Annotated in this window: 24 protein-coding genes, 1 tRNA gene and 1 other RNA gene; 10 read left to right on the top strand and 16 right to left on the bottom strand. The window is 66.4% G+C overall.

Features of this window, described 5'->3' with window-relative positions; translation table 11 throughout:
- Positions 1–23: 23 nt before the first annotated feature.
- Positions 24–1310, bottom strand: coding sequence for an aspartate aminotransferase type Ic (locus tag KO481_RS02190; RefSeq protein WP_215915211.1), 1287 nt, complete (start codon positions 1308–1310; stop codon positions 24–26).
- 160 nt (positions 1311–1470) lie between these two features.
- Positions 1471–1565, bottom strand: an RNA gene (gene ffs / locus KO481_RS02185) — signal recognition particle sRNA small type.
- Between the two features lie 136 nt (positions 1566–1701).
- On the opposite strand from ffs, the gene KO481_RS02180 reads away from it, so the two are divergent.
- The 4 genes from KO481_RS02180 to KO481_RS02165 all read left to right on the top strand — a co-directional run bounded on the left by KO481_RS02180 (position 1702) and on the right by KO481_RS02165 (position 4001).
- Positions 1702–2619 (top strand): hypothetical protein, encoded by a 918-nt coding sequence (locus KO481_RS02180; RefSeq protein WP_215915210.1) that lies wholly within the window; start codon positions 1702–1704, stop codon positions 2617–2619.
- A gap of 54 nt (positions 2620–2673) precedes the next feature.
- Positions 2674–2761 (top strand) — tRNA-Ser (locus tag KO481_RS02175).
- Positions 2762–3363: 602 nt separating this feature from the next.
- Positions 3364–3585, top strand: coding sequence for a hypothetical protein (locus KO481_RS02170; RefSeq protein WP_215915209.1), 222 nt, complete (start codon positions 3364–3366; stop codon positions 3583–3585).
- A gap of 212 nt (positions 3586–3797) precedes the next feature.
- A complete protein-coding gene (locus KO481_RS02165) occupies positions 3798–4001 on the top strand; it encodes a cold-shock protein (RefSeq protein ID WP_215915884.1) in 204 nt (67 codons plus the stop codon).
- Positions 4002–4615: 614 nt separating this feature from the next.
- Here the strand turns inward: KO481_RS02165 and KO481_RS02160 are convergent.
- Both KO481_RS02160 and KO481_RS02155 read right to left on the bottom strand, forming a co-directional pair.
- A complete protein-coding gene (locus KO481_RS02160; protein WP_215915208.1) occupies positions 4616–5077 on the bottom strand; it encodes an NUDIX domain-containing protein in 462 nt (153 codons plus the stop codon).
- Between the two features lie 569 nt (positions 5078–5646).
- On the bottom strand, positions 5647–5895 hold the full coding sequence (locus tag KO481_RS02155; RefSeq protein WP_215915207.1) for a helix-turn-helix domain-containing protein: 249 nt from the start codon (positions 5893–5895) through the stop codon (positions 5647–5649).
- Between the two features lie 159 nt (positions 5896–6054).
- On the opposite strand from KO481_RS02155, the gene KO481_RS02150 reads away from it, so the two are divergent.
- On the top strand, positions 6055–6726 hold the full coding sequence (locus KO481_RS02150; protein WP_215915206.1) for a TetR/AcrR family transcriptional regulator: 672 nt from the start codon (positions 6055–6057) through the stop codon (positions 6724–6726).
- Between the two features lie 84 nt (positions 6727–6810).
- Here the strand turns inward: KO481_RS02150 and KO481_RS02145 are convergent, their stop codons facing one another.
- The 4 genes from KO481_RS02145 to KO481_RS02130 form a co-directional block, all read right to left on the bottom strand.
- A complete protein-coding gene (locus KO481_RS02145) occupies positions 6811–7572 on the bottom strand; it encodes a hypothetical protein (protein WP_215915205.1) in 762 nt (253 codons plus the stop codon).
- The gene (locus KO481_RS02140; protein WP_215915204.1) at positions 7569–7856 is read right to left on the bottom strand and encodes a hypothetical protein; all 288 of its coding nucleotides are present in this window, start codon (positions 7854–7856) and stop codon (positions 7569–7571) included. The genes KO481_RS02145 and KO481_RS02140 overlap by 4 nt, the downstream gene beginning before the upstream one ends.
- A gap of 133 nt (positions 7857–7989) precedes the next feature.
- A complete protein-coding gene (locus tag KO481_RS02135; protein WP_308166249.1) occupies positions 7990–8367 on the bottom strand; it encodes a lipase family protein in 378 nt (125 codons plus the stop codon).
- Between the two features lie 218 nt (positions 8368–8585).
- Positions 8586–10238 (bottom strand): WS/DGAT domain-containing protein, encoded by a 1653-nt coding sequence (locus tag KO481_RS02130; protein WP_215915202.1) that lies wholly within the window; start codon positions 10236–10238, stop codon positions 8586–8588.
- Positions 10239–10336: 98 nt separating this feature from the next.
- On the opposite strand from KO481_RS02130, the gene qcrB reads away from it, so the two are divergent.
- The gene (gene qcrB / locus KO481_RS02125; protein WP_215915201.1) at positions 10337–11959 is read left to right on the top strand and encodes a cytochrome bc1 complex cytochrome b subunit; all 1623 of its coding nucleotides are present in this window, start codon (positions 10337–10339) and stop codon (positions 11957–11959) included.
- 116 nt (positions 11960–12075) lie between these two features.
- Here qcrB and KO481_RS02120 read toward each other — a convergent pair whose 3' ends face one another.
- On the bottom strand, positions 12076–12273 hold the full coding sequence (locus KO481_RS02120; RefSeq protein ID WP_308166247.1) for a DUF397 domain-containing protein: 198 nt from the start codon (positions 12271–12273) through the stop codon (positions 12076–12078).
- A 394-nt stretch (positions 12274–12667) separates the two neighbouring features.
- On the opposite strand from KO481_RS02120, the gene KO481_RS02115 reads away from it, so the two are divergent.
- Positions 12668–13138 carry a DUF309 domain-containing protein gene (locus tag KO481_RS02115; RefSeq protein ID WP_215915200.1) on the top strand — a complete coding sequence of 157 codons (471 nt, stop codon included), beginning with the start codon at positions 12668–12670 and terminating at the stop codon, positions 13136–13138.
- A 2-nt stretch (positions 13139–13140) separates the two neighbouring features.
- Positions 13141–14061: a tRNA glutamyl-Q(34) synthetase GluQRS gene (gluQRS, locus tag KO481_RS02110; protein ID WP_308166245.1), complete on the top strand. Its 921-nt coding sequence runs from the start codon at positions 13141–13143 to the stop codon at positions 14059–14061.
- 139 nt (positions 14062–14200) lie between these two features.
- Here the strand turns inward: gluQRS and KO481_RS42695 are convergent, their stop codons facing one another.
- Complete coding sequence (locus KO481_RS42695) at positions 14201–14656, bottom strand: hypothetical protein (protein ID WP_245400518.1); 456 nt, start codon at positions 14654–14656, stop codon at positions 14201–14203.
- Here KO481_RS42695 and KO481_RS42690 point away from each other — a divergent pair.
- Positions 14546–14980, top strand: coding sequence for an RDD family protein (locus KO481_RS42690; protein WP_245400384.1), 435 nt, complete (start codon positions 14546–14548; stop codon positions 14978–14980). The genes KO481_RS42695 and KO481_RS42690 overlap by 111 nt on opposite strands.
- A 63-nt stretch (positions 14981–15043) precedes the next feature.
- Here the strand turns inward: KO481_RS42690 and KO481_RS02100 are convergent, their stop codons facing one another.
- Entirely contained in the window at positions 15044–15559 is a 516-nt protein-coding gene (locus KO481_RS02100) for a DUF4190 domain-containing protein (protein ID WP_215915198.1), read from the bottom strand.
- Positions 15560–15668: 109 nt separating this feature from the next.
- Between KO481_RS02100 and KO481_RS02095 the strand changes: the two genes are divergently transcribed.
- A complete protein-coding gene (locus KO481_RS02095; RefSeq protein WP_308166243.1) occupies positions 15669–16445 on the top strand; it encodes a queuosine precursor transporter in 777 nt (258 codons plus the stop codon).
- Between the two features lie 156 nt (positions 16446–16601).
- Here KO481_RS02095 and tgt read toward each other — a convergent pair whose 3' ends face one another.
- From tgt to KO481_RS02070, 5 genes are all read right to left on the bottom strand, one after another.
- Positions 16602–17843 carry a tRNA guanosine(34) transglycosylase Tgt gene (gene tgt, locus KO481_RS02090; RefSeq protein WP_215915197.1) on the bottom strand — a complete coding sequence of 414 codons (1242 nt, stop codon included), beginning with the start codon at positions 17841–17843 and terminating at the stop codon, positions 16602–16604.
- A gap of 70 nt (positions 17844–17913) precedes the next feature.
- Positions 17914–19860, bottom strand: a complete 1947-nt coding sequence (locus KO481_RS02085) for an ABC transporter ATP-binding protein (protein ID WP_215915196.1) — start codon at positions 19858–19860, stop codon at positions 17914–17916.
- On the bottom strand, positions 19857–21593 hold the full coding sequence (locus KO481_RS02080; RefSeq protein WP_215915195.1) for an ABC transporter ATP-binding protein: 1737 nt from the start codon (positions 21591–21593) through the stop codon (positions 19857–19859). The genes KO481_RS02085 and KO481_RS02080 overlap by 4 nt, the downstream gene beginning before the upstream one ends.
- A gap of 69 nt (positions 21594–21662) precedes the next feature.
- Complete coding sequence (locus tag KO481_RS02075; RefSeq protein WP_215915194.1) at positions 21663–22196, bottom strand: RrF2 family transcriptional regulator; 534 nt, start codon at positions 22194–22196, stop codon at positions 21663–21665.
- Between the two features lie 3 nt (positions 22197–22199).
- The gene (locus KO481_RS02070) at positions 22200–22784 is read right to left on the bottom strand and encodes a TetR/AcrR family transcriptional regulator (RefSeq protein WP_215915193.1); all 585 of its coding nucleotides are present in this window, start codon (positions 22782–22784) and stop codon (positions 22200–22202) included.
- Between the last annotated feature and the right edge of the window lie 162 nt (positions 22785–22946).

Raw genomic sequence — 22946 nt, 5'->3', positions numbered from 1 at the left:
GGCTGCCCTTTTCGCCGGAGGTACTACCGTGCGATCAGCTTCTCGGTGGCCGCGAGCAGCACACAGGTGGCCAGGCCGTCCATCGCCTTCTCCAGGTCGGATACCGACGGGAAGCTGGGCGCGATGCGAATGTTCTTGTCGTCCAGGTCATTCCCGTACGGATACGCCGAACCCGCCGGGGTGAGCGCGATTCCGGCATCCTTGGCCAGCGCGACGACCCGGGTCGCGGTGCCCTCGAGCACGTCGAGGCTGACGAAGTAGCCGCCCTTCGGCTCGGTCCAGGACGCCAGCTTGGAGGCGCCCAGGCGATCCTCCAGAATCCGCAGCACCAGCTTGAATTTCGGCTCCAGGATCGCGCGGTGCTTCTGCATGTGGGCGCGCACGCCGTCGGCGTCGGCGAAGAACTTCACGTGCCGCAGCTGGTTGATCTTGTCCGGGCCGATACTCTTCTTGCCCGCGCGCTGCAGATACCAGTCCAGGTTCGCGGTGGAGCCGCCCAGGAAGCTGACGCCGCTACCGGCGAAGGTGATCTTCGAGGTGGACGCGAAGACGAAGGGGCGGTTGGGGTTTCCGGCGGCCGCCGCCATGCCGAGCACGTCGAGGGAGGGCTCGGCGGTATCGGTCAACGGATGCACCGCATAGGCGTTGTCCCAGAAAATCCGGAAGTCGGACGCCGCGGTCGGCATCGAAACCAGTTCGCGCGCAATCTCTTCGGAGATGGTGACGCCGGTCGGGTTGGAGTAGTTCGGCACCACCCACAGGCCCTTGATCTGCGGATCCGCCGCTGCCAGTTCGGCGATGGCGTGCACGTCCGGGCCGTCGTGGCCGATAGCGATCGGGATCATCTCCACGCCGAGGGACTGGCACATCGCGAAGTGCCGGTCGTAGCCCGGGCTCGGGCACAGGAACTTCACCACCGGCTCGTCCACCCAGCGACGCTCCGAATCGGCTGTGCCGTACAGCAACGCGAAGGTCAGCACGTCGTGCATCAACTCCAGGCTGGAGTTGTTGCCGGCCAGCAGGTTGGCAACCGGAATGCCCAGCAGCTCACCGAAGATGGCCCGCAGTTCCGGAAGTCCCTGCTGGCCACCGTAGTTGCGCAGGTCGGTGCCGGCGGCATCGCGGAACTCACCGGCCGGGAGGGTGAGTAGGTCCGCGGACAGGTCGAGTTGTTCCGGTGACGGCTTACCTCGCGTCAGGTCCAGCGTGAGCTTCTCGGTCTGGAGCTTCGCGTAGTTCGCGGTCTGCGTCTCGTGTTCGGATACGAGTTCCGCATGGCTCATCAAACCGATCTGCATCTGCCGGGACATCACTCAACAGCCTTTCCAAGCGGTGATGGTGGGATTCACGGACACGGCTCACGCCGGTCCAGGCGTCCACGTTACTCCCCGAAGTACGCCGACCGGGCGAAGATTTTTATACGCTGTCTTCCGCATCGATGCGGGGGATACGGCCTGGAGGGGCCGTTATATAAGGGGACCCCGCGCACCCGGCAGAGCCCGTTGACCCTTGCTGCCTTCCGGCCCTGGGGGAGTTCACAGGATGCGCGCCGCGCGGGATCCGTCGGCCAGTGTAGCGGGTCGCGCCGCCCGGTCCGCAAACGGCCTAGGCAAATGCCACGCGACGGGGGAGGCCGAACTCGCTACGATCTGTCCGACGTGTTGCAAGGGGGCTTCGGCGCCACGACCGGAGGAAGAACAGATGACAGTCGGCAACCCACCACAGGACGAGCCGCCGAACGACGACAATCAGTGGTGGTCCACGCCGGCCAGCACCAGTCCCGGCGCCCCGCTCACCGGCACCGATCCAACCGTTCTGGGCGGGAACCAGCCGTACGGCACGTCGGGCTATACGCAGTATCCGGGCCAGACCTATGCGCAGCCGACGCCGCGGCCGCAGCCGGTCGCCGCGCCGCCCGCCTATGCCGCGCCGCAATACACCGCTGGATACGCCCAGCAGCCCCCGCGCCCGCCGCAGCGCAGCAAGGCTCCGTGGATCATCGGCGGCGTGGTGGGGCTGGTGGCGATCATGGGCCTGGGGGTGACGCTGGTCGTGGTGAGCGCGAGCCACAAGGCCACCGATTCGCTGCTGGGCAAGAAGAACATGAGCGGCAACTACGCCATGACCAACGTCACGAACGCCTGCAGCCTGGTCGACCTGACGGTGCTGTCCAAGTGGGCACCCAACCCCAAGTCCAATCCGCAGCACACCGAGCGCGCGGGCGACAACCTGATGGGCGGCTCGCTGAACTGCACCGCGGGCTACGACGGCGCGGGCAAATACGGCAGCGAGGGCTCCGACCTGGACCTGGACGCCGAGTTCCAGGATGCCTACGGCTCGCCCGACTACAACATGTGGAAGGACGAGGACACCAAGACGACCGGCAGCGGCCGCGATTCGGGCGTGCTGTCCGGCATCGGCGAGCAGGCCTACTACGCCACCGAGACGCAGAACTACTCCAGCTTCAACACGCTGGACTACACCTGCGCGGCGCTGGACTCCAACCTCTCGGTCAAGATCAAATTCCACATCGAGACCGAGAATCCCCCGAACGCCACCGACGCCGGAACGACCTGCAAGGCCCAGCTGCAAAAGGTGCTCACCGCTCTGCACAAATGACCCCTGACGGGCCCGTTTGGTGACCTCGGGGTGTCACCCGGTATATTGCTGAGCGGAGGATTCGCCTAGTGGCCTATGGCGCTCGCCTGGAACGCGGGTTGGGTTAACGCCCTCAGGGGTTCAAATCCCCTATCCTCCGCCAACGTATGGCCGGGCCAGAGACTTTTTTCGGTCTCTGGCCCGGCCTTATGTCAACACCGCGGTCAACAGCTCAGACATCTGAGAGGATGTCGGCGGGTGGTATCCAGCATTCGCTACCGAGTGACCTTCGCCATGTCGAACCTGTCGAAGATGGCACCCGGAACCGGTACCGGGCCTACCTCCGCAACGACCTGATCAGGTATTCCGACGCACTTCTGCCTGTCGATGCCATCAATGATGTCGCCGTTCCGGCATGGGTCAACTGGCTCGAGCACGAAGTCGGCAACGCCCCCGAGACGATTGCGAACAAGCACGGGTTCCTCTTCGCGTTCATGGCATCCCTCATCCCACACCGCGCCGGGCGGGCGCCGTGAGCCGGTGGCCGGTCGCAGCCGAAAGTACCGTCCGCGCCGCAGCTGCCATCCGACCAGGGCCGCGACAACTATCAGCAGGCCGAGCTCATCGCCGCAGCGGATCGGGTATTGTCAGCATCAGCCGAATCCGATCAGCGGCCGTCACGTGAGATGTAGCGGTTTGTTGTTGATTGTCGGTCCTCGATCGCAGGCACCGGTATTCGGTCGGGGCTATCCGCAAGGAGCCTTCATGACCGCCGCCGACGGCGACCGACTACCCGGTTCGGCATCCGTGTTCGCCGAAGTCCGGGCCGCTGAGCAAGTGGCCGATCTCGAACGAAAAGCGCTGGCAGCCAAGATGGTCGCCAGCCATGCACTGGACGTCGCCGATTGCGCGTATCTGTTGGCGATGCTCGGCCTCGATCTGCCCGAATCGCGTGAGCCGGTATCCGACTCGGAGTGGCAGTGCTGATCGGGCACCCGTAGCCGCGGGCGAACAGACTCGCACTCCACGTCGCGCCGAGGTGCCGAAGAAGTTCACTGAAGCGGACGATCCGTCCGGTAGATCCGCAAGCCAGGGCGGTGCGTGGGGTCGGCTTCGGGTGCAGTACAATGAATGGCTGAGAACAGGCTTCTTGCTAAAAAGTTGCCCGGCTCATCAACAGAAAAGAAGTGGTCTACAACATGGCCCTAGGCAGTGTGAAGTGGTTCAACGGCGAGAAGGGCTTCGGCTTCATCGCTCAGGATGATGGCGGCCCGGACGTCTTCGTGCATTACTCGGCCGTGAGCGGCTCAGGTTTCAAATCCCTCGATGAGGGCCAGCGCGTCGAGTACTCGGTCGAGCAGGGGCAGAAGGGCCCGCAGGCCAAGGACGTCCGCGCGATCTGATTCATCGCGACTTGTGAAGAGCTTCGCACCGACCACGGTGCGAAGCTCTTTTCGTTCGTCTCGGAGCCGGACAAGTCGCGCCATGGTGCCGCCAAATGTTCGCGGGCGGTTGGGCAACAGATCCGGGCCCAGCCGGTTGGCCCCCTTGCGGCAAGCGGGGGTCGATAGCGGCTGTGCGACCTGCGCAGGCCGTAGTTCGTGCGACTGCGGATGGCCCGCTCAGCGGCATGTACGGACGTTCGATCGCTGAGGTGATACACAATAGTGCCGCTTCTACGAGTCGACCTGCGCATGACACCACATGACCCGCGGACCCGATGACGGCATCCACGGGCTTCCGAGTCCGGGGCTAGTGGCGCTGCGGCCGCTCCTTCACCGCCCCGGCTGCGCCTCGCGTCGCACCGCCGCTCATCGCCGATGCCGCACTGCCAGAGCATGTTTCGCCATGTGCCACAGTAAATCGACACGGCCACACAATGATTCCCGTCCAGGCATGGGCGGCCACTGGGGCGCGGTCAGAGCGGCCTGGGGCTACAACTTTCGGACGCCCCGGTCAGCGATGTCCGCGACAAGCTGACCTGCCTCAGCCGCACCCAGTACGCCCACCTACGAGGCTAGACGCCCGCCGGTACCCAGCCGTGTTCGCTGAACGACGCCGCCGCGCCATCAAGGAAGGCGCGGATGCCCACGGCCGAGTACTCGATCACATCCCACTCGGCTACCTGGTCGAGCGGCACCCAGCACACGGCAGAGCACTTGCCCATTTCCTCTTCCCGGTTCCACGGTTCCCCCTGCCACCGGGCGGCGTACAGGAACAGCCCGAGCCGGGCCTCAGGCCCAGACCCCGCGACATGCGCCACGTGAACAACGCGCAGGTCGGCCGGGTCGATCACCACTCCGACCTCCTCGTACGCTTCACGGGCCGCCGCGACGGTGATCGGCTCGCAGGCGTCGAGTTTGCCGCTGGGAAGGTGCCAGCGACTCGAGAAAGGGTCGTTCCCGGTCCGCTGGGTGAGTAGCAGGCGATCGCCGTCGACGAGAAGAACATGAACGTCAATCAGATGACGGTCCGCCATCGCTTCTCCAAGGGTCGGGAACGGATCCAGCAGACCCTACGCCACCTACAAACCGCACCACCGAAACACAGCGCGCAACACATCGAACTCGCCGCAACCGTCCTGGACGTCGATGCAACCTCGAACTACCGCTGCGGCGATCCTCCCCCCGCACCACGACCAACGATCGAAACAGGCTCCGCGCCAGAGGCTTTGGTCGTCCCAGAAAGGCGCCGTGTCACCACGCGCGATAATAGATCAGGCCCAGCACGAGCACAGCGACTCCGGTGGCCAGAAAGACGAGTCGCAACGACATCGGAGTGGGCCGGAGTCGGCGTCGCCCTCAACGTCGTCGCATCGGGGGTCGTCGACACACCCGCAGCGGCCTACATCCTCGCCGACGACGGCGTGCGCAAGGCCGTCGAAACCGCTGCGCCGCAACCGTTCCGCGGTTCCCCGGACGGCCGGAAACAGTGCTCGGTGACCACCACAGTGCCTGATCCACTGTGCCACCCGCTCGAGTTCAACCACAGCGGCATGTTGGTGCTCGGGGTCCGTCCCGACGGACCTCGCTGCGGCGATCCGCGATGTCAGCGGCTGTGCGACCGCCACGATTCGATCGGCATGGCAGCTACCGCCCCGCGACCGCGGTCGCTGATCTGCCAGCACCCCTTGTACGGGATCGGGACGACCAGACCTCGCGCCTGCAGCCGCGCCAGCGCGTTGCGGGTACTCCACCCCGTCAACTGGGCCTGCCGCTGAATCTGAACCGCGGACAACAGTCCACCGGGATGAAGGATGCGCAGCACTACCGATTGTGCTGATTGCCCGAACCTCATCGCGTTCTCCTTGAAACGCTCGAAATGCCGAAAGGTGAAGGAATGGCTAGGAATTCGCCGCTGTGAGGCGGCAGTGAACCAAGATTAGTTATCGACATCACACGATGTCAACAGCGCATGATGTCAACATTGGGGGGCCGTCGTGAGAGGATGCGGGGCATGCCAACTGCTACCGAGGAGCCTCGGGGTGAATCGCGACGCTGGCGCGGTGTCGAGCCCGCCGACCGCACCGCGACCCGCCGCCGGCAGCTGCTCGACGCGGGCATGCAGCTGATGGGGACCGTCGGGGTCACGGGCATGTCGATGCGCGCGGTATGCCGCGAGGCGGGCCTGACCGAACGGTACTTCTACGAGAGCTTCGCCAACCTGGAGGCGCTGCAGCTGGCCGTCTTCGACGACGTGGTGCTCGGCGGCCGCGATCGTCTGATCGCGGCCCTGAGTAGCGCTCCCCCGCAACGGGATCGGATCTTCGAGCACGTCATCAGCCGCTTCACCGACTACATGGACGAGGACCACCGGCGGGGACGCATCATGTTCGTGGAGTCGCAGGCCACCCCGGCGCTGCGCGAACGCGGCAACCGGCACGTCGTGGAGTTCACCCAACCCATCGCCGCCAGCCTGGCCAGTGGCCACAAGCGACACCCCTTCGACGACACCGATATCCGGCTCAACGCCCACGCCATCTTCGGCACGATGGCGTTCCTGTACAGCCCCTGGCTGGACGGCACCCTGGACGTCTCCCGCGATCGCTTCGAGCGCCACGCCGCCAGCGCGATCACCGAACTCGCCCGCGCCAGGTCATCGGAATTGGGCGGCCGGGCCGGGAAGTGATCCCGCGGGCTCAGCCCTCGAGCCAACCGCGGCGGTTGCGTTCGAGGTAACGGTCGGGCTTGCAGGCCTCGGCCGCAACGGTTTTCAGGTCACCGAGCTGTCCTTCACCGCGGGGTCACCGGCCTGGGCGCGGGCGAGCTCGTCGTCGAGCGTCATGCGGTTGTAGTGGTCGCGATCCACGGCGGGCAGGCCGTCGCGATTGCCCAGGTAGTGATCGTGCTGCCACAGTGCGTCCCGCTCCGCCGGGGTCAATGTCTCCCAGAAGGAATGCAGCTGTTGCGGATCCGACGGCAGTTGCGCCCTACCCTCGATGATGTCCGGCACCTGGGGCCGGACCTGCGCGGCGTCGGGAGACTTCGCGTATTCGGCGAGATCCCGTAGGTCTGCCGAGATTGCCTGTGCCGCCTTTCCTTCCGTATCCGCGAACTGATTCAACAGGGTCTTGACGCGGGTCTGGAGGTCGGCGGCGTGGCTGTCCATGCCCTGCTGCGGCGCGGTGACATTGCCCTCGTCGTCCACCGCCATGCCCGCGAACGGAATGTCGTGATCGACGATATACAGCAGCGAGGTCCGGTAGCCGTCGAGTTCGGCGCCGTAGGCGTCGTAATGGCCGGCCAGCGTGACGAGTGTTTTCGCGAGACGATTGGCAGCCAGCTTATGCGACAGCGCGCGGGCCGATGCCGCGGAGGCGGCGCCGCCTTTCCAGTGGTTCATGGCGCTGTCGACGTCGCGATTCGCCCGTTCCATTTCGGTCGCCAAGATGTTGCTCTGCGCGGTGAGATCGGCGGAGAAACCGACCATGGACCGCGGATTGCAGCCGCGGACTCGGCCGATCGTGGTGGTCATCGCGACCGCTCGCCGGCGGTGTACCGGCGCAGCTGCGCCGCGAATGCCGCGTCCAGTTCGGCACAGAAATTCCGGGTGGTCCGGGTCGCCTCGGCCATGTCCCGCAGATTCTCGCCCAGCAGGCCGAACGCCGCCGCCGCACCCGCGCTGACCTCGGTAGTCAGGTCTTGCACGGGCGAGCCCGGCATCACTACCACCGCCGTGATCCGGGCCTTGCCGATCGCCTCGGCATGGGTGGTGAGTACGCCCGCCAGCCAGTCCAGGGTCGGCAGATCAGCGTCCATCGCGCCCAAGTAGATCCCCTCGGAAGCATCGTGCGGCTCGAAACTTCCGGGCAAACCTAACACAGCAAACCTGCGATAACGGGCAATGTGCCACGCAACTCCGGACGGAAAATTCACCCGGGGAAACCGCGCCTCAGATTCCCACCCGCAGCCGCGGCGCCGGCGGCAGATCGGCCAGCACCAGCCACATCGTGAAATTGCCCGGGCCGGTGAAATTCGCGATGCCGTTGTCGTGCTGAATGTTGTCGCGCGCCAGCTGCACCATATCGCCCGGGACGCCGCCCATGGCCGCGCCCACTATCTTCAGCTCGAGCGCATACAAGGCATGCGTTTCCGCGGCGCGCGCGGTGCCGCTGCCGCCACCGGAATAGCCGTAGAGCGCGACCGCGGAATCCGCCAGACCCAGACTCGGGTCGTTCTTCGCGGCCCGGATGCCGTCCAGCGCCATATGCCCCTCGCCGAAGCTGAGCAGCTGGGATCCGTCCCGTCCGTCGAAATCGGTGGCCACCACGGCGAATCCTGCGCCAGCACCGGCCGCGGGCTGCCGACCCACGGCACCGGCGGAATCAGCACCGTGGTCGCGGTGACCGTCGGCCGGACACGCACGATCTGCCCGTCGGCCATGGCACCCAGGCTCGACGGCGCCCGGTACCCCCGGTATCGGCATTGTGCCGAACCTCCCCGGGCCCTCCTGTGCATGTGCACGATCGGCTCACCGTCCCCGCCGGGTCAGGAGCGCAGCGCGGAGACGGTTTCGGTGAGGGCTGTTTCCACAAGATCGGCATAGGTATCGATGTCGGGCACGACCGCCGGATCCGCGTGGACCGACACCGTGACCGTCGTGCCCAGACCGTGCACACCGTGGGTCAGATGCATGACCGCGCCCAGCGCCGGGAAGCCCGCGGTGAAGCGAACCGCACCGCCGCCGAGGGACAGATCCGCGGGCCCTCGGTTCACGCTGGAGACAACCGTATTTCCGGATATCGCCTCGGGAACAAGGTCGAGCGGGTATCCGGCGATGTCCCGCCGCAGCACCGGAGCCGGAAGGACCTCGGTCACGCGGCCGGCCGCACGCAACAGCGGGTGACGGGCCCGGGTGCGGCGCTCCACAAGGGTGGCCGCGATCAGGTCGGCGCGGCGGGCGAGCTCCGGTTCATCCACAGGCAGATCGACGCTCACGTCCAGATAATTGTTGCGCACCACAGGCTTTCGGCTCCACATGTGGAAGTTGTCCACGAGGCGCTCATGCACAGACCGCGGCCGCACAGGTCGCCCACCCACAGACATGCGATCCACAGTTCCACCATCCTCAAACGAGCGATCCACGGCTCCTTCATCCACAACCGAACGATCTACGACCCCGCCATCCACAGGTGAGCGGTCCATGTCCTCGCCGCCCACAGACGAACGATCCACAGCCGCGCTATCCACAGGCACGCTGTCCACAGACGCCTCACCCGCGGGTAGCGCCACCGAAACCTGCGCACCGAGCGTCCCCACCGCCTCACCGCGGTTTCGCAAGTAACGTGACAGCGCAACGGATATCGCCGTCAGCACCACCACGGTCACCGTGCGCCCGGGCACCCGCAGGTCCTCGCGCACGATCATGCGCACCGCGTGCGCGACCGGCGCGGGTGGCCGATTGAGCAGCGTCGGCGGGAAAACCGGTGCGGGCGCTGGCAATTCACCTCGCTCGGTGAGTTCGGCCAGCTCGCGTTGCGCCCGCGCGGCCGCGAATCCCCGGACGATCGTGCGAACCACCCGCAGCGGCAGCTCCGCCAACGCGAACGCCTCGGCCGCGCAATTCCCCCACCATCCCGATTCCACGGCCGGGCGATCCAGCGATACGGCCGAAGTTGTCCACAACGCCCGCGCTATCGCGGCGGCCCGCTGCCCATCGGCCAGCGCATGCGAGAGCTGTAATACCGCGACCAGCGCGGGCCCCTCAGCTCCGGCCGGTGATGTACGGCTCGTCGTCGATGCAGACGCCGTCGTCGCCGGTCCGCATGTACCGCCGATGGTGGGAGCCCCTGTGACCCCGCGAAACAGATGCACACGCCAGGCCCGAGAGTCCGCCCGCAGACCCTCGCCCAGCAACTCACCCAGCGCCGCGACGACGGCGGACCACGGCGGCGCCTCTAGGTTGTGCTCGACAATCTGATCGTCGTCGATCTCGCAAGGCTCCCAGGCGGGATACGCAAACCGCCGTTCCCGCAGCCGCACCCGCAGATCCCCGATCCCGGCGGCCCGCGCGGCGATCTCCGCCCGCAACCACTCCGCGGAGCGACCCGTGTCAGCGAAGCAGTACACCAGGAACAGATCATTGCAGCCGTGCGCCGAAAGCCAGTATCTCGTCGCATCCTGCGGCGCCAGCGAATTCACACCGACGACGATATCCGCTGATCCACCGATCGCGATGCCCCCGAGTGCTACAGTCTGTAGTAGATAACTCAGCACTCTCCCGGGGTGGGGTGACTGCCATGGCAGTACGTCAAGGTCTCATCGGCCGCACGCTCGCCGAGCAAGCGGATTCGGCGGATCAGCGATATCGGGCGGCCGGTTTCGTCAAGAGATCCATCAACAAGGTCTTTCCGACACACTGGTCGTTCCTGCTCGGCGAGATCGCCCTCTACAGCTTCATCATTCTGCTGCTGTCGGGCGTGTATCTGACCCTGTTCTTCGACCCGTCGATGACCGAGGTCGTCTACAACGGCACCTACCAGCCGCTGCACGGGGTGTCGATGTCGCGGGCTTACGAGTCCGCCCTGAACATCACCTTCGACGTGCGCGGCGGCCTGTTCGTCCGGCAGGTACACCATTGGGCCGCACTGCTTTTCACTGCATCGATGATCGTGCACCTGTGCCGCGTCTTCTTCACCGGCGCGTTCCGCAAACCGCGCGAAGCGAATTGGGTGATCGGCTCGATTCTGTTGATACTGGCCATGTTCGAGGGATTCTTCGGCTATTCGCTACCCGACGACCTGCTCTCGGGTACCGGCCTGCGCGCCGCGTTCAGCGGCATCATGATGAGCACCCCCGTCGTCGGCACCTGGCTGCACTGGCTGATCTTCGGCGGCGATTTCCCGGGCACGATCATCATTCCACGCCTGTACATCGCGCACGTGCTGCTGTTTCCGGGCATCATGCTGGCGCTCATCGCCGCGCACATCGCGCTGGTCTGGTACCAGAAGCACACCCAGTTCCCCGGTCCGGCACGCACCGAGAAGAACGTCATCGGCACCCGCATCGTGCCGGTCTTCTCGCTGGATCAAGGCGCGTTCTTCATGTTCACCCTGGCCGTGGTCGCGATCATGGGCGGGGTGCTGCAGATCAATCCGATCTGGAATCTGGGGCCCTACAACCCCTCTCAGGTCTCGGCGGGCACCCAGCCCGATTTCTACCTGATGTGGACCGATGGATTCCTGCGGCTGGTACCGCCGTGGGAGCTGTACATCTTCGGGCACACCATTCCCGCGGCCTTCTGGGTCGCGGTCATGATGACGCTGGTTTTCGCCGTGCTGATCAGCTACCCGTGGATCGAGAAGCGCATCACCAGGGATGTCGTCCGGCACAACCTGCTGCAACGACCGCGCGACGTCCCCGTCCGCACCGCGATCGGCGCCATGGCGCTGACCTTCTACGCAACGCTGACCCTGGCCTGCGTCAACGACATCATCGCCCTGCGATTCGACATCTCGCTCAACGCGACGACCTGGGGCTTCCGCATCGCGCTGCTGATCGCGCCACCGCTGGTCTATCTGCTCGCCTACCGGATCTGCCTGGCGCTGCAGCGCGGCGATCGCGCGGTGCTCGAACACGGCATCGAGACCGGAATCATCCGGCGCCTGCCGCACGGCGAATACATCGAAATCCATCAGCCGCTGGGCCCGGTGGATGGACAGGGACACCCGATTCCCCTGGAATATCAGGGCGCGGCCGTGCCGAAGAAGCTGAACAAGCTGGGTCTGTCGGGCAAGCCCGGCCTCGGCGGCCTCTTCCGTCCCGACCCGGATGCCGAGACCGAGCAGCTCGCCGAGCTCGAACAGACCCGGGATCATGAGCAACTCGCGGTTTTGCGGAGCGCGCAGGAGTCCGCCGAGTGATCGACAGCCGGGGCAGTCGCCTGCGGACACTGCAAAGCCCCGAGTCTCTTCGGACCCGGGGCTCGTTGTGCCGAGGTCCGCGGCGGCCGGATCCGCCGCGGCGCGCGGGATCGCCGCTACGCCTGCCAGGTCACTCCAGCAACAAACGCGTCCCATTCGCCGGGGGTGAATCCCAGCACGGGCCCGCTCCCCTGATCCTTCGTGTCCCGGACGGCGACGTTCCCGTCCACCAGAAATGCCACCTCCACGCAGTTTCCGTCGGGACCACTGTGTCTGCTCTTACGCCAGACGGCACCGGCTGTATCGACCTTCACGGCAGTTGCTCCTTTGCTGCATCGACACCGAGAATTAGCTAGTTTCATTCGTTCTGGCAGCGGGATCGGTGGCACTTTGGATCCCTCGCCGCGCCCACGACGGGTGCGGCCTGCGCTCTGCATGACTCACGGTGCTGTCCACTTTTTCGCACCTTGCGGGGGGATTGCCCCCGCTCAGCACAGTAGCAGGTTTCCACAAAGTTGCGCGGTTCTCTTTTCGAATTCAACGGCGGTTATCTCACCAGTCTGAAACGCCGATATTTGTTTGCCAAAATATAGCTGGCAATCATTTCTCGGTCCCGGCAACCATTATTCGGTACATATTCCGACCACCGGGCGGACCGTAACGACCGCCCGGACAATCGGCGGTCGCCGCGTCCTGGATCATGGAATCGTGGAGCAACGCGATCGAGACGATGCCGGACATGCCCGCAATGCCCGGCCCCGCGACCGATTCGGTCGTCCGCTACCTCCCGGCAGCCCCGGTATCGAGCGGGTTCCGGACAACCTCGACCTGACGCCGGACGAGACCCTGGACTACGCGCAGCGCCTGCTCGACGACGGGCTGGCCTTCAGTGCCCACGAGGTGCTCGAGTCGGCGTGGAAGAGCCAGCCGTTCGCCGAAAGGATGCTGTGGCAGGGCCTGGCGCAGTACGCGGTCGGCCTCACCCACATCCAGCGCGGCAATCCCAAGGGCGCCAGGACCCTGCTCGAACGGGCGGTTGGTCGACTCGAGACCTTCGGCCCGTGGCCGTACGGCATCGACGGTGCAGCTCTGGTGGCACACGCCGAGCGACTGCTGGCCGATCTGGCCGCCGAGCGCGACATCCCCGCCGACCGCCTGCGCCCGCGTCTACGGGGCTGAACGTGGCACCGCATCGCGGCGGCGGCCGCTTCGCACCCAGCCCGTCCGGGGATCTGCATCTGGGCAACCTGCGCACCGCGCTGCTGGCGTGGCTGTTCGCCCGCTCCACGGGGCGGGCCTTCGGCATCCGGATCGAGGATCTGGATCGGGTGCAGCCGGGCGCCGCCGAACGTCAGCTGGCCGATCTGGCCGCCCTGGGCCTGGACTGGGACGGGCCGGTCGTCCGGCAGTCCGGCCGCACCCCCGGGCATCATGCGGCCATCGATCGACTCACCGACGCCGGTCTGACGTACGAATGTTTCTGTACGCGAAGGGAAGTCCAGCAGGCGGTCACCGCGCCACACGGGCCGATGGGCGCCTACCCGGGCACCTGCCGCGAACTCACCGATGCCGAGCGCGCCCAGCGGCGTGCGCTGGGGCGCCCCGCCGCGCTGCGACTGCGTTCGCGGACAACGGAATTCGAGATAGCCGACGAGATCCACGGCGTCTATCGCGGTGTCGTGGACGATTTCGTGCTGCGACGCGGCGACGGCGTACCCGCCTACAATCTCGCCGTCGTCGTCGACGACGCCGACCAGGGTTTCGATCAGGTCGTGCGCGGCGACGATCTGCTGCCCTCCACGCCGCGCCAGGCATATCTGGCAACCCTGCTCGGGCTCGAGGTGCCGCGCTATGCGCATGTTCCGCTGGTGCTCAATACTTCAGGGCAGCGGCTGGCCAAACGCGACGGCGCGGTCACCCTCGGCGACCGCGCCGCGCTGGGCGAGACCCCACAGCAGGTGTTTTCGCTGCTCGCGGGCTCGCTGGGCTATATAGCATCCGGTCCGGACGAGCTGCTGCGATTGTTCCATCCGGGGCAATTGCCCACTCGAGCCTGGACATTCGACCCTATAGATGTGGTGCAACCGAGCCGGAATCCGTAACGTACGCCCCGTCCGTAAAGCCACGACCACTTCCGAGGACGATACGAGAATGACGAGCGGTGGGTACGATCCCAACAACCCCCAGGGCGGGCAGCCGTACGGCCAGCCGTACCCACAAGCCGGTCAGCCCCAGCCGTATTCACAATCCGGGCCACAGCCGTACGGGCAGCCGGGGCAGCCGCAGTACGGGCAGCCCGATCCGTCCGGGCAGCAGTACGGACAGCAGCAGCCCTACGGCCAGCCGGGTCAGCCCGGCCAGCAGCAGCCCTACGGCCAGCCAGGTCAGCCCGGCCAGCCGTACCCGCAGGGCGCGCCCCAGGATCCGTACGGACAGCAGCAGTTTGGGCAGCCGGGCGCCGGACAGCCCTATGGGCAGCCGCAGGATGCCTACGGGCAGCAGCAATTCGGACAGCCGGGCCAGCCGGGCTACGGCCAGACGCCCCCGGCCTTCGGCCAGGCGCCGTTCGGGCAGCCGGGATTCGGGATGGCGCAGCCGGCCGATCTGGGTATCCGGATCGGCGCGCGGGTGATCGACAGCGTGATCGTAGGCATCCCAGGCGGCATCCTCTACACGCTGATCAACTTCACGATGCACAGCCTGATCGCGTCGCTACTCGGCAGCTTCCTCTTCGGCATCATCGGTGTTGCGTACTACATACTGATGGAGGCCACCCAGGGCGCCACAGTCGGAAAGAAAATCCTCGGGCTGCGGGTCCTGGGCCCCAACGGCGCACCCCGGCCCGATTTCCAGCAGGCGTTCATGCGCAACCTGTTTCTGGTGGTCGGCCTAATCTACTGTGTCGGCCAACTCGCCGAGATCGGCATGATCATCGGCATGATGGTGACGATCGAGCAGTCCCCGATCAAGCAGGGCTTCCACGATCGGCTCGCCGGCGGCACCCAGGTCGTCAAGGGCTGAGCACCACCAACGCATACGCCAGGGGCGCACCCGTAATCGGGTGCGCCCCTGGCGTTTTGTCGATCAGCTGGTCGAACTGCCCTGTGAGGCAAGGATCGCGACGAACACCCAGTAGGCGATCCACAGCACGATGAAGGCCACACCGATCCAGATTCCGGCCAGCGCCAGCCCGCGGCCGTCCTGGTTGCGCTGCTTGATCTGGTTCAGCGAGACGATCCCCAGAATGATCCCCACGATGGAGCTGACACCACAGGTGAACAACCCGGCGACGGAGGTGATCAGCGAGGCGATCGCCAGGCCGTTGTTGGTACGCGGCTGTGCATAGCCGTACGGCTGGTACCCCGGGGCGGGCTGACCGTATCCCGCGGGCTGGCCATAGGGCTGCGGCGGCGGGGCCGGCTGTGGATAACTCGGGAAGGGCTGCCCCTGCGGGGGCATGGGCTGCGCCGGATTCTGAGGGTTGGAACCGTACGGCGCCGGCGGAGGCGGCGGTACCGATGCGTGGCCCCCCGACTCCGACGGCACTCCCTCGCCGCCGTACTGTTTCCACCACTCGTCGGAATCGCCGGGATTCGTCATTGGCCCAGACTAGTGGGTGCGGGCCGTAAACAGCATTTCATTGCACACGGGGGCAAGGCACGGCGACGGCGAGACGGCCGTACCGCTATGCCGGTATCGTCCCTACCTCGTGAGCGAGACTAGAAATACCTTAGAAGCCGACGAGTCTGGGCGCCCCGCGGTCGAGCACGCGTCATTCGCGCGGACCGTGGGGGGCCAGCACTTCACCATCGTCGTGGCCCTGTTCGTCACGACCCTGATGATCTCCAACATCTGCGCCACCAAGGGCGTGCAGTTCTTCACCCACAGCCATATGACGCTGGGGCCGATCAACGTCCTGCCGATCACCACCGACGGCGCTTTCTTCCTGTTCCCGCTCTCGTACGTCATCGGCGACGTGCTCAGCGAGGTGTACGGCTTCCGCGCCGCCCGGCGCACCATCTACATCGGCTTCTCGATGCTGGCGCTGATGGTGGCCTGCTTCGAGATCGCCATCCGGCTGCCCGCTGCCAACTTCTACACCGACCAGCCCGCGTTCAAGGCCGTCCTGGGCACCACCCCGCAGCTGGTGCTGGCGGGCCTGGCCGGATACGTCGTCGGCCAGTTCCTGAACTCGATCACGCTGATGCTGATCAAGGAGCGCACCAAGGAGAAGCACCTGTGGGCGCGCCTGCTCGGGTCCACCGTCGCCAGCGAATTCGGCGACACCCTGGTGTTCTGCTCGATCGCCGCGACCGCCATCGGGATCAACACCTGGGGCGACTTCTTCAACTATGTCCTGGTCGGATTCGTCTGGAAGACGTTCGTCGAGTGCATGATCATGCCGATCAGCTACCGCTGGATCGCCTACCTGAAGAAGCGCGAGCCCAGCTACGCGCCGCTGGAGCGCGCGGCGATCTACAGCTGACCGCCCGGCGTCCCAGCCGTGCAGTACCCACCCGTCGGTCCGGCGGGTGCGATGCATCCCGTCGTCCCGGCGTGCTTGTGGCCGGGACCGCAAGATTCCGGCCACGAGCACGCCGGATCGACGGGAATGGGACGTGCCGAGCGAAACACGTTGTGCCTAAGGCGTTTTGATCCGCCCTTGCCAGCGGCCGAGCGCCTCGGCCTTGAATTCGTCGTAGTATCCGCCCTCGATGCTCGCGCGAATCCGGTCGACGAGCCGAATGGTGAAGCGCTCGTTGTGAATTGTGCACAACGTGGCCGCCAGCATCTCCTTGGCCTTGAACAGATGGTGGATATAGGCCCGGGTGTAGTGGGCACAGGTGTAGCAGTCGCAGGTCTCGTCGATCGGGGTGAAGTCGCGCTTGAAACGACTGGTGTTGATGTTGAATCGCCCCTGCTCGACATAGATGGCCGCATTGCGGGCCACGCGTGAGGGATTCACGCAATCGAAGGTGTCCGCGCCGTTCTCGATCGCGACGAAGAAGTCCTCCGGCTCGCTGATGCCCAGCAGGTGGCGTGGCTTGTCCTCGGGCAGTTCATCGCAGCACCAGCCGACGATCGTGCCCAGATTGTGCTTCTCCAGCGCGCCGCCGATGCCGTAGCCGTCGAAACCCGTTCCGCCGCTTCCCCGCATCTGGTCGAGACCGCGACATGCCTTGCGGCGCAGGTCTTCGTACTGCGCGCCCTGAATCACCGCGAACAGCGCCTGATACGGGCGATGCGTGCGCTGCGCGGTCAGCCGCTCGTGCTCGTCGATGCAGCGCTGCGCCCACTCGTGCGTGCGCTGCAGCGACTTCTCTTGATAGCCACGGGTATTGAACAGCGTGGTGAGCTCGTCGAAGGCGAACATGATGTCGGCGCCGAGCCGGTGCTGAATGCCCATCGACACCTCGGGGGTGAAGCGATGCTTGGACCCGTCCAGGTGGGAGCGGAAGGTGACACCGTCGTCGTCGACGACCGCAAGGCGCTCCTTGCCCTTGGCGATCACATCGTCGCTCTGCACGCCGACGGCCTCCATCGCCAGCACCTTCTTGAAGCCCACGCCCAGCGACATCACCTGGAAGCCGCCGCTGTCGGTGAACGTCGGTCCAGGCCAGTTCATGAACCGGCTCAGGCCGCCCGCCTCGTCGACGATGTCCGGCCCCGGCTGCAGGTACAGGTGGTACGCGTTGGCCAGCAGCGCCTGCGCGCCGATCTCCCGCATCGTCTCCGGCAGTACCGCCTTGACCGTCGCCTTGGTGCCGACCGGGATGAACGCCGGGGTGGCGATATCGCCGTGCGGGGTGCTCAGCAGCCCGGCCCGGCCGTGCCGCCCCTCCAGGCGCGAGGTGATGGTGAAGGAGAACGCGGGATCAGGCACCCCGACATCCTGCCAGCACCCCGTGCCGCCTCGACCCCGGTCCCCACCCGATCTCCGGACGAGGGACGGCTCAGACCGCGTCGATGGTGTCCAGGTCGATCAGGTCCTGGTCGACCGCGGCCCCGGCGAACTGGGCGCTGTACAGCTTGCGGTAGGCGCCGCGGGCACCGAGCAGCTGCTCGTGGGTGCCCTGCTCGACGATGTGGCCGGATTCCATGACGACGATCAGGTCCGCGTCCCGGATGGTCGAGAGGCGGTGCGCGATGACGAAACTCGTGCGGTCGCGCCGCAGCGCCGCCATGGCCTGCTGCACCAGCAGCTCGGTGCGGGTGTCCACGGAGCTGGTCGCCTCGTCCAGGACCAGGATCGAGGGCTTGGCCAGGAATGCCCGCGCGATGGTGATGAGCTGCTTCTCCCCCGCGCTGACACCCGAACCCTCGTCGTCGATCACGGTGTCGTAGCCCAGCGGCAGCGCGTGCACGAACCGGTCGACGTAGGCCGCGCGGGCCGCGGCCAGGATCTCCTCCTCGCTCGCATTCGGATCGCCGTACGCGATGTTCTCGCGAATCGTGCCGTTGAACAGCCAGGTGTCCTGCAGCACCATGCCGATGCGCGAGCGCAGGCGGTCACGGCTGATCCGGGTGACGTCGACGCCGTCGATGGTGATAGCACCCTCGTCGATCTCGTAGAAGCGCTCGAGCAGATTCACCAGGGTGGTCTTGCCGGCGCCGGTCGGGCCGACGATGGCCACCACATGCCCCGGCTCGGCGACCAGGGACAGCCCCTCGATAGTCGGCTTCTCGGCCTCGTAGCGGAACGAGACGTCCTCGAATGCCACCCGGCCCTGATCGACCGGCCGCGAATCCTCCACCTCGGGATCGGGGAGCTGTTCGGGCGCATCGAGGACCTCGAAGATCCGCTCGGCCGAGGCAACGCCGGACTGCAGCAGGTTCATCATCGAACCGATCTGCGTCAGCGGCTGGCTGAAGCCGCGGGAGTACTGGATGAACGCCTGCACCTCGCCGAGGGACAGGCTGCCCGAGGCCACCCGCAGGCCGCCGACGACGGCGATCAGCACATAGTTGAGGTTTCCGACGAACATCATCACCGGCATGATCAGCCCGGAGATGAACTGGGCGCGGAAGCTGGCCTCGTAGAGCTTCTCGTTGCGCTGGTCGAACTCGTGGCCGACCTCGCGCATCCGGCCGAACGCGGTGATCACCTCGTGTCCGGTGAACGCCTCCTCGACCTGCGCGTTGACCAGGCCGGTGTACTTCCACTGGTTGACGAAATGCGGCTTGGACCGCTTGGCGATCTGCGCGGTCACCACGACCACCACGGGCACGGTGATCAGCGCGATCACCGCCAGCAGCGGCGAGATCCAGAACATCATGATCAGGATGCCGAGCACCGTCAGCACCGAGGTCACCAGCTGGCTCAGGGTCTGCTGCATGCTCTGCGCGATGTTGTCCACGTCGTTGGTGACGCGGCTGAGCAGGTCACCACGCGAATTGCTGTCGAAGTAGCTCAGCGGCAGGCGATGGATCTTGTCCTCGATCTCACCGCGCAGCCGCCGCACCGCCCGGTTGATGACCGTGGCGAGCAGATAGCCCTGCAACCAGCTGAATACCGCGGCGCAGACATACAGCCCGAGCACGACCAGCAGTACACGGCCCACGGCGCCGAAATCCACTCCGGTGCCGGGGATTACGTGCATTCCGGACAGCATGTCCGCCAGCCGGTTCTGGCCCTGCTGACGCAGACCCGCAATCGCCTGATCCTTGGTGACGCCCGCGGGCAACTGCTTGCCGATAACCCCGTCGAAGATCAGGTTGGTGGCCTTGCCCAGGATCTGCGGCCCGAGCGTATTGAGCACGACGGCGATCACGGCGAGCACCAGGATCACCGCGATGTACACCCGGTCGGGCGCGAGCTGGCGCAGCAGCCGCTGCAGCGACGGGCCGAACGATTTCGCCTTGGACCCCGGGGCGCCGGGATTGGGCATGCCAGGTCTCATCGTGCCGCCTCCTCCGGGCTGTACTGGGACTCGACGATCTCACGGTATTCGCCGCAGTCGCGCAGCAGCTGCTCGTGGGTGCCCAGGCCCACCATGGCGCCGTCCTCGAGCACGACGATCTGGTCAGCGTCGCGGACGGTCGAAATGCGTTGCGCGACGGTGATAACCGCGGCATTCGAGGTCTCGGGCCGCAGCGCCTCGCGCACCCGGGCGTCGGTGGCCACGTCCAGGGCGGAGAAGCAGTCGTCGAACAGGTAGATGCGGGGCCTGCGGACCAGGGCGCGGGCGATGGCCAGGCGCTGGCGCTGGCCGCCGGAAACGGTCGTGCCACCCTGCGCCATCGGCGTCTCGAGCCCCTTGGGCATGGCACGCACGAAATCGGCGGCCTGGGCGATCTCCAGGGCCCGCCACAGCTCGTCCTCGGTCGCCTCGGGCCGGCCGTAGCGCAGGTTGTCCGCGACCGTGCCGGAGAACAGGTAGGCCTTCTGCGGCACCAAGCCGATCTGGTCGCGCAGGATTTCCAGCTCGACGTGGCGCACATCCGTGCCGCCGACGTACACCGCGCCGTCGGTCACGTCGATCAGCCGCGGAATGAGGTTGATCAGCGTGGTTTTACCGGCGCCCGTCGAGCCCACGATCGCGGTGGTCTGCCCGGGGGCGACGCGAAACTCGATGGCCCGCAACACCGGTTTCTCCGCGCCCGGGAATTTGAACTCCGCGAACGCGAAGTCGACCGAACCCGGATCCCCCGCGAAGTCCTGTGGCAACGGCGGCGGCGCCACCGAGCTCTCGGTGTCCAGCACCGCGGAGATGCGCTCGGCCGAGACCGCCGCGCGGGGCGCCATCATCGCCAGGAACGACGCCATCATCACGGCCATCAGGATGTTCATGATGTACTGCAGCATCGCGGTCAGCGAGCCGATCTGCATGGAGCCGTTGTTGATCGAATGCCCGCCGAACCACAGCACGGCCACCGTGGTGAGGTTGCTGATCAGCATCACCGCGGGGAACATCAGCGCGGACAGCCGCCCGACGTAGAGCGAGGCGTCGGTGAGCTCGGAGTTGGCCGCGCCGAACCGCCTCGTCTCCTGCCGCTCCCGCACGAACGCGCGCACCACGCGGATGCCGCTGATCTGTTCGCGCAGTACGCGATTCACCACATCGATGCGCGCCTGCATGCGGCGGAATCCGGGCACCATCCGCGAGATGATCAGCGCCATGGTCAATGCCAGCACGGGCACCGCGACCAGCAGGATCCACGACAGCCCGAGGGCCTGCTTCAACGCCATGATGATGCCGCCGATGCACATGATCGGCGCCATCACCAGGATGGTCACGCTCATCACGATCAGCAGCTGCACCTGCTGCACGTCGTTGGTGGTGCGGGTGATCAGCGAGGGGGCGCCGAAGACGCCGACCTCGCGCGCGGAGAAGCCGCCGACGCGGTGCAACAGGGCCGCGCGCATATCGCGCCCGGCGCCCATCGCGGCCTGCGCGCCGAGGTAGACCGAGCTGGCCGCCGCGACGATCTGCACGCCGGATATCAGCAACATCCACAGGCCGGTGGTCCAGATATAGCCGACATCGCCCTTGGCGATGCCGCTATCGATGATGTCCGCATTCAGGGTCGGCAGGTAGAGCATCGCGATCACCGAGACCAGCTGAAGTACGACAACACCCGCCAACTGCCTGCGATAGGGGGCCGCATACGTGCGGAGCAGTCTGATCAACATGATGCCTGCAGGCTACCGGCATTCGGTGACGGCTTCGCCGAGATCGTGACGAACCGGACGGTCTCCCTGCTACGCCCCGCGGCCACCCGCGAGATCAGCGACGCCCTCGCCGGCGACCCCGGCCTCCCGCGCCGGTCGTCGCTGCCAGGCGCCGGGATCGGCGGTCAGCGCGTCGACGAACTCCGGCAGCTCGCCCGCGGCGATCTGGGCGATCGTCACCCGCTCGAGCACCGCACGGATATTGACCCGCAGCGCGATCCACACCTGCCGCAGCGGCTCGGCCGCGCCGGAGTACCGCACGTCCTCCGGACGCTGCCCGCGCACCGAGGCCAGCGGCCCCTCGACGGCGCGGATGACGTCGGCGATGCTGATCTCCGCGGCCGGCCGGGACAGGCGGTACCCGCCCTCGGGCCCGCGGCGGCTGGTGACCAGGCCCGCGCGGCGGAGTTCGGCGGCGGCCGACTCGAGGATCTTGGGCGCGATGCCCTGCGCGGCCGCGATGGCTTCGGCCTTCACCGCTGCGGAATCGATCGAATCATGGTGTGCCAGGGCGATTTCCAGCAGAATCCGGACGGCGTTGTCGACGCGGGGCGAGATGTGCACGGCTCACTCCCCCGCCAGCACGCCCAGGGCCGCGGTCAGCAGCACCCGCTCGAGCAGCTCGTCGTCCGCGCCGGGCGTCAGCTCGTGCGACCACAGCACCGCGCTGAGCACCTCGAGCGCGGCGCTGGCCCGCAGCATGGCCGCATCATCGGGATCGGGCCCGGCCAGCCAGGTGCACAGGCGCCGGTGCATATCGACCATGTCCGGCGAGCGGTCGCCGATCGCATTGATGATCGCGACGGTGTCGCGCACGCACATCGCACCCGCGTCGCGATGCCGCAGGAAGACCCGCAGCTGGCCGGTCAGCACCTCGCGCACCGCCGCCGGGTCGCGGCGAAGTTGCTCGGCCTCGTCGACCACGGCCAGCAGCTCGTCGAATATCGGTTCGATGATCGCAAGCAGCAGATCAAGCTTGGAAGCATAGTGATAGTAGAGCGATGCTTTTGTGATTCCCACCGCATCTGCGACCTCGCGCAGGCTCGTCTGATCGAAACCTTTGCTGGAAAATAACCGTACCGCAGCCTCACGGATCGCTTCCTTAGTGCTTCTACCTGCGACAACTGATCCGGAAGTACTGCGCACAGCCATATCGCGATCCTCTCATCGACCCTCGGGTGAGCGGACGGCAGCGCCTAAATCGAGGTTGTTGCTCCGCTTACGGCTCGGTAGTCTACCTACCGCACGGTAGGCAGAAAACGTTCGTGGAGGCGGCGAGGCCGCAGAGTGCTGTCTACGTATTTCCGCTCAGCA

Source organism: Nocardia albiluteola, assembly GCF_018860155.1.
GTDB classification, from domain to species: Bacteria; Actinomycetota; Actinomycetes; order Mycobacteriales; family Mycobacteriaceae; genus Nocardia; species Nocardia albiluteola.
Note: the sequence above shows the minus strand (reverse complement) of the source record. Positions and strands in the feature narration are given on the sequence as shown.

Bases quoted from the DNA above. Each gene is read 5' to 3' on its own strand.
- KO481_RS02190 (WP_215915211.1), bottom strand. From the start codon at position 1,310: ATGTCCCGGCAGATGCAGATCGGTTTGATGAGCCATGCGGAACTCGTA.
- KO481_RS02140 (WP_215915204.1), bottom strand. From the start codon at position 7,856: ATGGACGCTGATCTGCCGACCCTGGACTGGCTGGCGGGCGTACTCACC.
- qcrB (WP_215915201.1), top strand. From the start codon at position 10,337: ATGGCAGTACGTCAAGGTCTCATCGGCCGCACGCTCGCCGAGCAAGCG.
- KO481_RS02160 (WP_215915208.1), bottom strand. From the start codon at position 5,077: ATGGCGGACCGTCATCTGATTGACGTTCATGTTCTTCTCGTCGACGGC.
- KO481_RS02150 (WP_215915206.1), top strand. From the start codon at position 6,055: ATGCCAACTGCTACCGAGGAGCCTCGGGGTGAATCGCGACGCTGGCGC.
- KO481_RS02155 (WP_215915207.1), bottom strand. From the start codon at position 5,895: ATGAGGTTCGGGCAATCAGCACAATCGGTAGTGCTGCGCATCCTTCAT.
- KO481_RS02080 (WP_215915195.1), bottom strand. From the start codon at position 21,593: ATGTTGATCAGACTGCTCCGCACGTATGCGGCCCCCTATCGCAGGCAG.
- KO481_RS42690 (WP_245400384.1), top strand. From the start codon at position 14,546: ATGGCGCAGCCGGCCGATCTGGGTATCCGGATCGGCGCGCGGGTGATC.
- KO481_RS02070 (WP_215915193.1), bottom strand. From the start codon at position 22,784: ATGGCTGTGCGCAGTACTTCCGGATCAGTTGTCGCAGGTAGAAGCACT.
- KO481_RS02100 (WP_215915198.1), bottom strand. From the start codon at position 15,559: ATGACGAATCCCGGCGATTCCGACGAGTGGTGGAAACAGTACGGCGGC.
- KO481_RS02170 (WP_215915209.1), top strand. From the start codon at position 3,364: ATGACCGCCGCCGACGGCGACCGACTACCCGGTTCGGCATCCGTGTTC.
- KO481_RS02085 (WP_215915196.1), bottom strand. From the start codon at position 19,860: ATGAGACCTGGCATGCCCAATCCCGGCGCCCCGGGGTCCAAGGCGAAA.
- KO481_RS02165 (WP_215915884.1), top strand. From the start codon at position 3,798: ATGGCCCTAGGCAGTGTGAAGTGGTTCAACGGCGAGAAGGGCTTCGGC.
- KO481_RS02180 (WP_215915210.1), top strand. From the start codon at position 1,702: ATGACAGTCGGCAACCCACCACAGGACGAGCCGCCGAACGACGACAAT.
- KO481_RS02145 (WP_215915205.1), bottom strand. From the start codon at position 7,572: ATGACCACCACGATCGGCCGAGTCCGCGGCTGCAATCCGCGGTCCATG.